This window comes from Bacillus sp. PK3_68, assembly GCF_003600835.1.
Lineage (GTDB): Bacteria > Bacillota > Bacilli > Bacillales > Domibacillaceae > Pseudobacillus.
The window spans coordinates 87,016-100,037 of the sequence record NZ_NQYC01000002.1; the positions used below are offsets into that span (position 1 = coordinate 87,016).

At 37.3% G+C, this 13,022-nt stretch carries 11 protein-coding genes and 1 pseudogene; 8 read left to right on the forward strand and 4 right to left on the reverse strand.

Annotated elements, in window-relative coordinates; genetic code table 11:
* Positions 1-1,342: 1,342 nt before the first annotated feature.
* The 3 genes from CJ483_RS24705 to CJ483_RS22640 all read left to right on the forward strand — a co-directional run bounded on the left by CJ483_RS24705 (position 1,343) and on the right by CJ483_RS22640 (position 2,481).
* Complete coding sequence (locus CJ483_RS24705) at positions 1,343-1,489, forward strand: hypothetical protein (protein ID WP_176713647.1); 147 nt, start codon at positions 1,343-1,345, stop codon at positions 1,487-1,489.
* A 96-nt stretch (positions 1,490-1,585) separates the two neighbouring features.
* On the forward strand, positions 1,586-1,729 hold the full coding sequence (locus CJ483_RS24710) for a hypothetical protein (protein WP_182917189.1): 144 nt from the start codon (positions 1,586-1,588) through the stop codon (positions 1,727-1,729).
* Positions 1,730-2,286: 557 nt separating this feature from the next.
* Positions 2,287-2,481 carry a hypothetical protein gene (locus CJ483_RS22640; protein ID WP_142927252.1) on the forward strand — a complete coding sequence of 65 codons (195 nt, stop codon included), beginning with the start codon at positions 2,287-2,289 and terminating at the stop codon, positions 2,479-2,481.
* An 851-nt stretch (positions 2,482-3,332) separates the two neighbouring features.
* On the opposite strand, the gene CJ483_RS22655 is transcribed toward CJ483_RS22640, so the two are convergent.
* On the reverse strand, positions 3,333-3,902 hold the full coding sequence (locus CJ483_RS22655; RefSeq protein WP_120038372.1) for a DUF6036 family nucleotidyltransferase: 570 nt from the start codon (positions 3,900-3,902) through the stop codon (positions 3,333-3,335).
* Positions 3,903-3,930: 28 nt separating this feature from the next.
* Positions 3,931-4,143 (reverse strand): hypothetical protein, encoded by a 213-nt coding sequence (locus CJ483_RS22660; RefSeq protein ID WP_142927253.1) that lies wholly within the window; start codon positions 4,141-4,143, stop codon positions 3,931-3,933.
* An 840-nt stretch (positions 4,144-4,983) separates the two neighbouring features.
* Between CJ483_RS22660 and CJ483_RS22665 the strand changes: the two are divergent.
* A pseudogene (locus CJ483_RS22665) lies at positions 4,984-5,124 on the forward strand (transposase); the annotation flags it as partial.
* 171 nt (positions 5,125-5,295) lie between these two features.
* Here the strand turns inward: CJ483_RS22665 and CJ483_RS22670 are convergent.
* A complete protein-coding gene (locus CJ483_RS22670; protein WP_120038377.1) occupies positions 5,296-7,356 on the reverse strand; it encodes a methyl-accepting chemotaxis protein in 2,061 nt (686 codons plus the stop codon).
* A gap of 371 nt (positions 7,357-7,727) precedes the next feature.
* Between CJ483_RS22670 and CJ483_RS25565 the strand changes: the two genes are divergently transcribed.
* Positions 7,728-7,850, forward strand: a complete 123-nt coding sequence (locus tag CJ483_RS25565) for a hypothetical protein (protein ID WP_340856551.1) — start codon at positions 7,728-7,730, stop codon at positions 7,848-7,850.
* A 306-nt stretch (positions 7,851-8,156) separates the two neighbouring features.
* Here CJ483_RS25565 and CJ483_RS25310 read toward each other — a convergent pair whose 3' ends face one another.
* On the reverse strand, positions 8,157-8,291 hold the full coding sequence (locus CJ483_RS25310; protein ID WP_259455843.1) for a hypothetical protein: 135 nt from the start codon (positions 8,289-8,291) through the stop codon (positions 8,157-8,159).
* Positions 8,292-8,545: 254 nt separating this feature from the next.
* On the opposite strand from CJ483_RS25310, the gene CJ483_RS22685 reads away from it, so the two are divergent.
* The 3 genes from CJ483_RS22685 to CJ483_RS22700 all read left to right on the forward strand — a co-directional run bounded on the left by CJ483_RS22685 (position 8,546) and on the right by CJ483_RS22700 (position 12,855).
* Positions 8,546-9,523, forward strand: a complete 978-nt coding sequence (locus CJ483_RS22685; protein ID WP_120038381.1) for a S8 family peptidase — start codon at positions 8,546-8,548, stop codon at positions 9,521-9,523.
* A 638-nt stretch (positions 9,524-10,161) separates the two neighbouring features.
* Complete coding sequence (locus CJ483_RS22690) at positions 10,162-11,016, forward strand: endonuclease (protein ID WP_259455864.1); 855 nt, start codon at positions 10,162-10,164, stop codon at positions 11,014-11,016.
* 1,083 nt (positions 11,017-12,099) lie between these two features.
* Entirely contained in the window at positions 12,100-12,855 is a 756-nt protein-coding gene (locus CJ483_RS22700) for a TerC family protein (protein WP_120038385.1), read from the forward strand.
* The last annotated feature ends 167 nt before the right edge of the window (positions 12,856-13,022 follow it).

Here is a 13,022-nt window from a genome sequence, read left to right on the forward strand (position 1 = left end):
TATGGGCTAACTTAAGAATTTAGACTATAATTGATTTCAGCATTCCTATTGGTTCTATTACTTCGTCCAACGTGTGGCCATAATTGTGAATGTACGTTGCAGGTCAGATGGCCAATTCTGCCGCGATCACCATGTCATTTCCGGCTTCAATTGAATACCGCTATAATACGGGAGTCAGAAGAGGAAGAAGGGAATCCTTTTTCTAAAGAAATAAAGGATGAAGGTGATAGCCAATACAGGAATCCTAGTGTGAAAAATATGCTTAATTATAATTAAATTAGCCCACGCAATACAGATTGCCAAACTAGTTCTATCTGAAAACGATGACATTTCATCTAAGAAATCGGATTCAAAAATAAGGGCATCTACTACCATGGAGGCAGGAATATTCAAACTGATCTCTCATACCGACAACTCCGATGGCCCTACCGTTGGCCAAGAACTCCCTATAACAACGCACAAATTTTATAAGCAGAAGCGAGAAACAGGAATAGCGTTATGATACTCTGCTACTTTCAACTCATTCATTTCACTTATTAAAATTTTCCAACAAGTTTCAACACAAAAACTATAATAATATGTAGCGTTGCATTTGAAAATGCAAAGTTTCTATGCATAGCAAATGTTTTTTGCTTCTTGCATATATTCTCACTTTAGTGTATGGATATTTGTTTTCATGCTTTTTCAGTAAAAAATAGAGAAACAGACTGGGAATTTGTAAAAAAGGAAACAAGAGAAATTATTGATTTTATCAGGGAACGATACACTTAAATAGCTATAAATATAAAAAAGTGTATCCTCGAACATTCACTCAAACCTCAAGAAGTTATTCTCAAAATATGAATGCTTATTTGGAAAAGGGCATTTAATATTAATGTCATTTGAGCATAAAAAGGAACACGGCAAAAGAATTATTAGTTGGATAGGGGATCAAAAGAAGCGGAATCAGTTGTTCATGTTTTATCAGATAAAGCAGCAAAAGCTTGATTACTCCGTTGCAAGAGGAAAAGGTTAGAGGCCCTGTTATTTTTGCCAATCACTATGATGGAATTGATTTGTCGGGCGACGCTTGTCGGATACTTCTTACGAATAGTTTACTTGCGATTGGCTCATTCAATCGGTGCATTCAAATAAAAAATGGTTCCATCAAAAAAACTCTCTTATGATTAAAGAAATTGATCTAGATGTCAATCTATCGAGATGATACATTTCAATGTTGTGTAAAATACAATATTTACGAATCGTTACGATAAAATGTTTCTTAATCTTATACACCAAACACTAGGAGGAAATTGAACCTCTAACGTTCCTCTGCTATATTAACGATAAGGAGTGGTAAATCATGAAAGAAGAGAAGGATCAAATTAAACACGGAAATAGTGCAAATAAGGAAGAGGAAGTTCAGTTTGTCAAGGAAATTGATCCGGAAGCACTTAATGTCATCAAACGGTTGTATGACAAGACGTTCAGGGACTTGGTAGACCGGTGAACTATTTAACTTACGACATTGCTGCTAGCATTAATCGGGATATGATCGAGACATATAGTCCCGGCGAAATGATAGGGGGTCAAAGAGCCTGCGCTATTGGACAGTGCTATCCAACAACCATTTCAAACGATGTTTGGAGAGACGCTGTATAAAGACATTTTCGAAAAAGCAGCCGCTATAACCGTCGATTTTGCAACTGGCAAAATTACGTTTGATGAATTGGTAAGTATCATCCGTTAGCACTCCTATTGAAAAAGCTTCCAAAGTTGAATTATGAGTCAATAAACTATATACAATACACATTTAAATGACTGTTAAATAGCTCAGGCATGGATTTACCTAATCTATGTCTTTATTTTATTTACCAATAAGTTAGAGTTTGTCTATTTTAATCTTTGCTAATAATGAGAACCATTTACCTAATTTGCATTATAACAGGGCCCGATAATTTATAAAAGATTGATGATTTGCAATAAAATCCTGTATTCATTTGAACAGAATTTTATTTTTGGTGGTCTTTTCGATACTATCAAACTTCAATATATACTCCATTAAAGGGACAGACTAGTGAATGAATAAGTGGATTGAGGAAGGGGGATGCTCCATCTTTTGGTGATTTTAATAAGAGAGTAATCATAAATTCACATTCTCGTTTTACAATTAATTGAGTTCTCCTTTCGCATGCTGGAAACCCAGAAGACCACAAGTTGGCTCAGATTTCCGGAGTTTCGGCGGCAATCGGTGCAGACACACACAAGGTAATCGAAACGCCAGAATACGAATTCAACGGAGAATTGATGGTGCCCATTACTCAGAATGATGGAGAACAAGAACATTATTTGGGCCGCCTGGATTCGACTTTTGAAGTCGTTGACGGAAAAATGACGTTGGTTGACTCCCATGGATTTCTCTACGATGCCACAAATGTTCCGGCAGATCCGGAGATACAAGCAATCATAGACGATTATCGTGCAGGCATGAACAAACAATAATCCTAATGAAGCTTCATAATGTTTTAGATACTCACAAGGTGAAAATCTTTTTTAACCCTAACTGAAAGATGAAGAGGATTTTCTCCTTCGTTTAACTTTGCATCAAGTTCTTATTTAACGAATTTTTAACTATGAGATGTTATAAACTATGGTGGGCCATTCAAGAAATTCACTTATAAAAAAGTTAATCGAATCCTATACTATAATGAAACCTGTTCAATTATGGAACGTATAAAAGCTAAGTTCTATAATCATGAATTTAAAAATCATCAATTATTATTTCATTTTATAGGAGGTTTGGTTCGTGAAGTTTTACAGCAAGTTCTTAATTAAATTAACGTTACTGGGTTTTTATCTTGTAAGCGGTTCTACTTTTTTTATTCTTATATTAAATAAAGGAATTATAACGTTAACAAGCCCTTTCTATTTATTAGGTATCCTTTTGTTTGTATACGGATGGATTGGGTTGGCTCGCACTTACTTGAGTAAACAAAAAAGTTCGCACAAACAATTTCCTCAACATGAGATTATTCACTAAGTCGTTTTATATACACTCAACAATAGAAAAGTTTCCTGTAATCATTAATTACGGCGTTGAATATATTTAAAAACTCTGAGCGGCTTTTAATTTCAAGTGCTCTAAAAGTGAAGGCGGTGTCGTTTTTGCAATTAGTTGCATGGGGGGAAGTACGTGAAGCATAAAGCAGGTACATTAGTCCGGATTTCCGCCATCATAACCCTTTTTTCCGTAGGGATGATGACACTCTTATGCTTGAAATGGAAGATAATACCGAAATGAAAAAGAAGAAAACAGGGATTACAGACTGTTTTTCTTCCTTTCAATGGATATATTAAGACTGTTCAGCAATAAATGTGAACCAATCATCTAACTCATTTACTTCTTTCTGTGTTTGACAGTGTTCGAAAAGATATTGTTTGTCTAAAGAATCGAAGTTGCTTGCTAACAACTTAAAGCCCCACTCACGATCTTCGAGAGACTTCCAATGAACGGCTGCCCGAAGTCTATCCAAAATAATGTCTTCAATGGAAATAAGGTAAACATAATTTTCATCATCAATGAAAATCTTTTTAACCTTAGAGTAATCACCCTCTAAATAACTGCCCGGTATTTCTATAGCAATCTCTATATTATCATTATAAAAATGCCTACCGTCTTTTTTGAAATCCAGCTGTCCAAGAATATTTGCTATCGTTTCGTACCCTTCTGATACCATATCAATATCCCTAGTGGTGTAATCATTTTGAGTATAGATCGTAACTGAAAGACCTCCAACAATAATGGGTTTTACATTTCTTTCAGCAAGAAGCTTAGTTAATATAGCTGCAGTTTTAAGCATGGCCTCATACTTTCCGGCACTTTTCAGCTTATTGATCTCTATTTGAGCTTGTCTGATATTCAACTACTAACCCTCCGTCAAAAGTACAGGTTTACTTTTGTTTAAATCTACTCAATATTCTCGCCTCTGTAGGATGTTTTGGACGAAGCCGGCCCTTATTCCAGCCACTATTATCAATGCGCTTTTCAAAAGCCTCGATTTGTTTCTGAAACTTTAAAGAATTGCTAATGACTTGTTGTTCGATATCCTTTAAATTTGCAGTAATCATATTGGCATCACCCTTGTTTTTTTTCCATTTTTTCAATGCATATACGCCCTTTTTTATAGACAGTATATGCATTCTCTTTATTTATCATACCATACGATCCTAGTAATGAGTAATTTGAAAATATCCTCCTTTTATACAATAACACTGTCATTCATTACGATCCTGATCCTGTTTAACGAGGGGATTCTAAGCAACTATCTAAACAGGTAATCTTCAATTTATCTTATATAAGTCTTTTACCCTTTCTTTCTTTTTGTAAATATGGATGGAGGGGATTCAGCTTTTTTAGTATTACCTTGATTTTAGTTTTAGAGTAAGAAAAAAATAACCGTAACTCTTTACAGGCTTTACCTGTTCGTTTTGCTTGACTCTCGCATTAGGAACTATTGCCTTGATTCTCAGGGACAGATGAATTTCCAATTCCGATCAAGCACTTCAATAGTTCAACTCAGGGGAGGAGAGGATTCAAAACAAAATAGTTGTCTCGAAAATCATATAGCTGCACGAGACGAATGAAACTATATTAATGGGGAAAGATGGGAGCTTCTGATAGATATAATTATGGTTGCGATGCTACCATAGTGAACAGCTGTGTGTAAAGGAATCTCTCATCGGAAAAGGGAAAGGACTTTTATAAACTTGCTCATCGGCTCCAAGGGGAACTTAATACAACTTTTTCATTAGGGACTAAAATTTACAGGAGTAAATAGTTTAGAAGTCAATGGAATTTACTTAGTTATTAATATATTAAAAGAGAAAATTATGTTGGTGTTAGCATTACCTAAAGCATATTCAGAGATGAAATTTAATGATTGCTTAGTTTTATCACTAAATTGTTCATAATTAACTTTTCGATTTTTAAATTTATTCCAGTGTGTTTTCTCACATGCAAAAGAAAAGCATGGCATGCGTTGGACAATGTTAAGGGGACTTAAAAAATTGTCGATGCAGGCGATGCATAATTTTGCTGCCATGAATCTCAAGAAAATGGCCAATTGGACCTGGCAAGGTCCCTAAATGGTCTAAATAATAGAATCAGAGAGGTCTATCCTTCTCTCAAACGGCTGTAAAACCAATAAAAAATCAAAAAGGGTTCGGAATGAGACCACTCCGAACCCCTTTTGTCGACAAACCGAAATATGTAGAGATATTATTCTCTGCGCACTTTTGCTTTAGCGAATCATTTATTTATTTGTTTGTTTTGAACGTTGTTAAGGCGGTTTTTAATTCTTCAGCCATTTCACTTAATGTTTTGGCTGAAGAGGAAATTTCGTCCATAAACGTTAATTGTTTTTCTGCAGCCGATGCGATTCCTTTTGTGTGTTCAAAGGAACCTTTGGTTACTTCTGATATATCACTCATCGCTGCTGTTACTTCCTCTGTACCCGCAGAAATCTCTTCGGTTGCAGCGGATACCTCTGATACCTGGTCAGCGATGGAGTGGAAGGAATTAGTCATTTGTTTAAATGCACTTCCTGCCGTGTCAAGAATAGCAGAACCTTTATCAACGTCCAACACTCCCTGGTTCATCAATTTGGATGCACTCATGGTAACAGTTTGAACTTCCCGGATAATCCCGGCAATACGTGATGAAAATTCCTGTGACTCTTCTGAAAGCTGTTTAACTTCCGTTGCCACAACCGCAAATCCTTTGCCATGTTCACCAGCTCTTGCTGCCTCAATAGACGCATTCAATGATAGTAGTTGTGTTTGTTCAGCTATGTTTGTTATGCCGGATACCATTTCATTGATTGCTTTTGAGTGTTCCTCTAGTTTTTTGATTTCCCTGGAAACAACACCGACCGAGCTTTTAATCCGCTCCATTTGATCGATAGCGCGCTGAATGTTATTGTATCCTTCTACTGCCTCTTTAGCTGAAGTGGACGTTTGTTCAGAAACATTGGTCGCCGATTCAGCCACCTTTTGTACGCCGCTCGCCATTTCTTCCATCGAAGAAGATGTCTGCTCGGCTCCTTCCATCTGCTGCTCGGTGCCGCGAACAATCTCTTGAGTCGACGTGGCTACTTCATTAGAGAACTTTGCTGATTCATCAGAAATAGCGGTTAACTGTTGCGACGAGGCGGCCAATTGTTCTACAGAATCGTTCACCTGGTTAATCGTCTCTGTGAATGAATCAATCATAGTATTTATATCTGTTGCCACTTGTCCAAGTTCATCCTGTGATCTCGGCCGCAGCCTTGGTGTCAAATTACCAGTAGCCAGCTGTTTGATCACCTTCGTCATATGCGGGATTGATTTTAACATGTACTTGGAAAGCAAGTACACAATCACAATAAGAAGCAGGCCGCCTATACCAAAAAATAAAATGATGTTTTTTATATAATTATTAAGACCAGCCAAAGCTTCTTTTTGCGGAAGTGATGTTCCTACTGACCAACCTGTTGCTGGAACCGGAGAATAGCCAATATATTCCGTTTGGTCATTCACTTTTGCCAGTTCAAGCCCTTTTTCACCGACAGTCATTTTTTTGCCGATGTTGCCGATATCTCCTGACAGATCTGGAAGCTTTTGGTCAAGGATTAATTTATCATCTGGATGATATAAAATAGTTCCGTCACTAGAAATTAAAAATGAATAACCGTTCTTACCAAGTTTGTATGATTGCATAAGCTGTGGCAAATCGTCTAAAAACAGATCCATTGCGACAAATCCAAGCGTTTGATCACCATCTTTAATTTGGGTCATCACACTTAAAATTACTTTACCAAACACTTGATCCATATATGGTTCGGTAAAATAGACATCGTCTTCTGCTAAAGCGGGTTCATACCATGGACGGCTTTTTATATCAAAGCTCTCATCCTGCAATAAATTATCGTTGCCAATCAAAAAGTTTCCTTGATTGCTGGCAACCCAAACCATAGCAATAGAATCATCCGTTTTAACTATTTTGTTAAGTGATTGCATGACACTTTCATAATGAGGATCTGTTCTGGCCTCATTCCGTGAATGAGCCGTTTTTAAGTAATCAGTTATCTCTTGATTGGCTGCAATTTGTCTGGCCATCGCCTGTTTTTCTGCAAACATGCTGTCCACTTGATCCGCAAGAGCATTGCTTTTTGTGGATAGGTTTTCTTCTATGTTGCCTACAAGCAGCGATTTCGTATAAGAATAATTCATCGCCCCTGTTATCGAAAAAACGATGACAATGGCAACAAGCAGCACAAGCGACAGCTTGGTTGAGATGCTTGTACTCCTTCGGTGAAGTCTCTTTTGATCTCTCTTCATTTCTCTTTACCACCTTACTTTCCTCCTACTATCTAGGAAGCTTTTTAATGATTAATCAGACTTTATTACTATTTGTATATCGGGTAATCAAATGAATTGTTAAGCTCTATCTATCCGCGGTTTGAAAGACGAAAAATTCAAAATAAATTTAACAGTCACCGAGAATTGTCTCGTATACTCGAATCAAAACGCACTACATCATATTCATAAAAAAATTTAAGCCAAATCATCTTCTCGTTTGTCTAATTAATGTAAAGACAAAACGAAAGGAGGAATCGCGATGAAGTTTGAACGTTTAGTAAAGAAAGCGCAAAAGGGAATGACAAAGCCTACTTAATGCTTTTCAGCAGTACGAAGATGATATTTACCGGATGGCTTATGTCTATGTAAAAAATAAAAAGGATGCACTAGATATTGCTCAAGAGGCAGCCTATCAGTTATTTAAGAAAATCGGTACATTGAAAAACCAAAGTATTTCGAGACGTGGCTTATGAAAATTACGATCAATTGTGCGCTGAACTTAATCCATAAAAACAAAAAAGTAATTCAGCTAAACCCAGACTTCGAATTTAATGTTGAATTGATTAAGGGAAAGCGATATATAAATAATGAGACTAGCAAATATTAAGGAACAGGCAGGCAGTGGAGGAGTTATCTGGGATTACATAATCTATAGAACCCTTAGTTGTCTCAGATCATAAGCGAGAACGTCTGCTGCTATGAAACAGGCAGGTTCATCATTTTAAGCTGTACATCCACCATCAAGAGGTAGATTTACACCAATAAGGAAGAGGGCAGCGTTAGCTATAATCGGCCAAGAGGGACACGGCTAAGTACACAGGGCTGGAATAAGAGCCAACTAATCTTAAAATAGAAGAAGTCAAAATAATAAATCCTTCGTTCTTCTCCATAAAAGAAAGAATATACTTTCTCATGAAAAACCCACCTTTACTATTAAAATTAAGGGCGAGATCAAATTCATTCTCTTCAATACTTCCGATGCTTTCCTCCAAAAGAGCAAATAAAAAAACGGATTTTAAGTAGCTAAAATCGAACTTTGGGATCACTTTTATACTCAGAACCTATTAAATGATCCTACAAATGAAACTATCAGAAAATACAAAAAACTGTTAAAATGTGGTTAACACCTAGAATTAGCTTCAATTTAATCTCTTAAGGAGGGAAAAAAATGAAGCATTATGTTCGGGTAATTCCATACCAGGTGGTTGAACAGGCAGAAGAGGTAAAAGAAGTCCCAAAAGGCGTGGAATTAATACAAGCTCCTCAAATTTGGAGCGAAACAAAGGGCAAAGGCATGACGGTGGCTGTCTTGGATACAGGCTGCGATACTTCACATCCCGATTTACAGGAACGGATTATAGGCGGGCGAAACTTTACGGATGACGACGGAAGCAACCCTGATATATTCGAGGATTATAATGGGCATGGAACTCATGTTGCCGGAACGATTGCCGCCCAGAAAAATGAGAGTGGCGTGGTTGGAGTCGCTCCTGAAGCAAGTTTACTCATTGTAAAAGTATTGAATAAAAACGGCTCTGGACAATATGATTGGATTATCAAGGGCATCAATTATGCTATAGAACAAAAAGCGGATATTATCTCCATGTCACTAGGAGGCCCAAGTGATACTCCTGAACTTTATGAAGCGATCAAAAGGGCTGTTGCCAATGATGTCCTCGTGGTTTGCGCAGCAGGGAATGAGGGTGACGGCGATGACTCAACTGATGAATTCGCTTTTCCAGGCTGTTATAATGAAGTGATTAGTGTAGGGGCGGTTAATCTTGAGCGGCGCTCTTCCCATTTTACCAATTCCCATAATGAAATCGATTTAGTTGCCCCAGGTGAAGAAATTCTTTCTACGTATTTAAATGGAAGATATGCCACTTTAAGCGGGACTTCCATGGCTGCACCCCATGTTTCTGGAGCTCTTGCTCTCATAAAAACTCTGGCGAACAACAGCTTTGAACGGAAGCTCTCAGAACCTGAGCTCTATGCTCAATTAATTAAAAGAACCGTTCCACTGGGTAACTCTCCAAGGCTTGAAGGAAATGGGCTGATCTATTTAACAGTCCTTGACCATTTGGCAAAAGTATTTGATCAAGAAGTTAAAACCATGTTCTTAAATAATCAAGGCATTACCAGCTAAAACAACTCCATTTAATGGGGAGTACGTTGGCAGAGGGTTTCTTTTGAATAAACCCTTAAGTTAAAGAGAACAAATAACAGACCGGGATTAAGACCGAGCATTTTTTGTGGAATATAAACCCAGATTTTCTTAGCACATGATATAATATAAAACACAATAGAATAGGGATTCTCAAGGGTGGTTAGCACGTCCTCAGAAGAAAGGAGGGGGAGTGCTCGTGACGGTCTTTGAAGCGTTAATGTTTGCATGTACTTTTGCAGGCTTAATCATAGGAATGCTGTCATTTGACCATAAAAAATAACCCACCCTTGAGCCTGCCAGCATAAAGGGTGAGTTAAGTTTGTTGTGAATAGTTTATAGCGATCACCCTAGCAGGGAACCGTCTATTGTATGGACCGCTTGGTGTTCCAGCACCGGCGGTTTTTTATTATATGCTACTTTATGATTATATCATACCTGAAATCCAGCAAGGAGACCAATAAAAAATGTCGAATCCGGATAAAGTTCTTTTGTTTGTAACAAAATTGCATCATAAGTAACAAATCTGTAAATTATCTAATTTTCCTCTACTTCTTTAAATGCGTTGTTATGTTGGTGATTATAAAACGAAATAAGAAAGGGGAAGCACATTGGATAGCATGAAAAAAGTATCTTCAAACAAAAAAATAGGTTTAACAGCTGCATTACTAGAATTGGAGCATAATAAAAAGAGATTTGAAAGTAAAAAAGAGTATTATGACTGGGAAAAGGATCAGCATATAATCTCAAACTATTACGATCAAATTCATTTTAATGAAGCGAACAGAGAAGAATTATTTAAACAATTGAATCATTTAGTTGCCACCACACATACTAATCGGCTTCCTTATAACTCCAAAACCCGAAATTATCTTTATTCATTGGTCGATCTTCAGGCTGACGGGAACTTGAAGAGCATATATTCAGGAAGAGAAAAGGACCCTGAACAAGTCATGAAAGAAGATTACGAATCAGATCGGAAAAGAGAACAAGCTTATGATGAACTGCTGAAAAGTGACTCGGTTAATCATGATCATATACAAGAAATAATGACATCCCTTCAAAGTGAAAACATGTACAATTGCGAACATGTTGTTCCGCAATCATGGTTTGATAAGCGTAACCCAATGAAAGGAGATTTACACCATCTTTTTACTTGTGAAAAAGAATGCAATTCCTTAAGATCTAATCATCCTTATTATGATTTCGTCGATTATTCTCCTAAAATGGAGACCGAAGTAATTAAAACACAATGCGGAAAATACGAAAAGGCTAAATTTGAACCTGAAAGTGGCAAAGGTGAAGTTGCCAGAGCAACGTTGTATTTTTTATTAAGATATCCTGGAGAAATCAGCCAATACAGCAATAAAGACGTTGAACTGTTACTGAAGTGGCACAGTGATTATAAAGTATCTATTTATGAAAACACCGTAACAAGGCGATTTTTGATATTCAAAAAAACCGGAATCCCCTAATAGATTTCCCGCAATATGCTGACAAAATAGATTTTATGCTAGGTTTATCAAATTAATTGGTTGAAATTGGAATACCAGCAACTGTGTGGTCAAATATATGAAATGAAAAACTTGTAGGCAGGTGTATGAACAAGTTTAAGGATGCGCGTAAACGAAGAGGTACCTTCTTTCTAGATTTTCATCAGGGAACAGCCAGTTTAACTAAAATCCAGAAAGGAGCTCTCGAATTTCTTTCCTAATAATAAACCCATAGCAGACGGTCCTTTTCCAGCGTTTAATGATACATTTTAAGAGGATTTGACAAACCAACCGACAGCCGGTTCCTGATTACAGAGGAGCCGGCTTAGTACCCCCTAATGCTCATGTGAAGAGGGGTGTATATTCAGCAGAAGTAGCGATCCATTCTTATTGATGAAACCTATTTGATTATAGAACGTATAAAAACTAAGTTCTTTCATCATGAATATATTAACCAATGCATCATTATTCTAGAGTACAGGAGGTTTGGTTCGTGAAATTTCCCGGCAAGTTCCTGATCAAGTTAATGCTGTTGAGCTCTTATCTCGTAGGTGGTTCTGCTTTTTTTATTCTTTTACTAAGCAAAGAAATTATAACATTAACGAGTCCTTTCTATTTATTAGGCATCTTTTTGTTTGTATACGGATGGGTTTGGTTGGCCCGTACCTACTTGAGTAAACAAAAGGAGAGAAACAAACAACTCACTCAACATAAGATTGTCCACTAGGTTATCTTCTCACGGTTATTGATAACGACTAATAGGCTAATATTCAAACTCAGGTATCCTTTAGTCATCCAGCAACTCACCCTATTAACGTTTGGGCTCTTGAAAAATTTGCTATATCGTAAGTCTGAGGAGTTTATTAAAAAGTAAACATCACATTAAAGAGCAAAAATACCAAACAAAAGCATGGATTAGCAGATCCATGCTTTTGTTTGGTCCACCACCGAGCCGCTGTCTCCAAAATTAAGGCCCTGTTTTTTAGGATTACTTGCGGCTAATTAGGTAATTCTATTGTTAACGACCTTTATAGAAAATTTCCATTTTAGAAAGGAGGGAGGTGAATGGAGTCCCTCTGGCTAGAATATGCTTGGGCGTTGTTAATTTTAATTGGGTTAGAAGGATTGTTATCGGCTGACAATGCCCTTGTACTCGCCGTTATAGCCAAGCATTTACCCGAGAATCAGAAGAGAAAGGCGATAAATTACGGAATCATTATGGCTTTCGCTTTCCGATTTGCTGCTCTTTTTGCGATTTCTTTTATCGCAAACATCTGGCAGATACAGGCAATAGGAGCAGCCTATCTTCTTTATCTAGGCTTAAAGCATATCATTCAAGCCCGGTTCGGAAAACAAAATGAGAACATCCATAAGAACGATAAAAAGGAAGCCTCTGGGAAAGGCTTCTGGCCCACAGTAGGAAAACTTGCTTTGGCCGACCTCGCTTTTGCCATTGATTCAATTCTAGCTGCAGTTGCTCTTGCCCTTGGCCTTCCAGATTCACCGCTTGGTGATTTCGGTGGCATGGATGGAGGACAGTTTATTGTTGTTCTTCTTGGAGGTATTGCTGGTCTTATCTTAATTAAGTATGCAGCAACCTGGTTTGTAAAACTTCTTGCCAAACGTCCAGCCTTGGAAACAACAGCCTATGCAATTGTTGCCTGGGTCGGTGTGAAACTTGCTGTTATTACACTTGCCCACGAGGATATTGGTATCTTAGATCCCCATTTTCCTCACAGTACCATTTGGACTCTAATATTTTATGGAGTATTAATCGGTATCGCTCTGATCGGTTGGTTCGCACCAAGTAATAAAAGATAAATCTCAAAGTTATTTAGACAAGATATTTATTAGGCATGATCTTCCGATAGTAATCTGGGTGGGATGTAGAGGGGAGCTGTTCATCGGAAGCCAGCGACTTATTTTTCGTAAAAGCTCTTGTATATTTCTTCACATAATCGAGCAAAAACACATCATCAATATGAAGG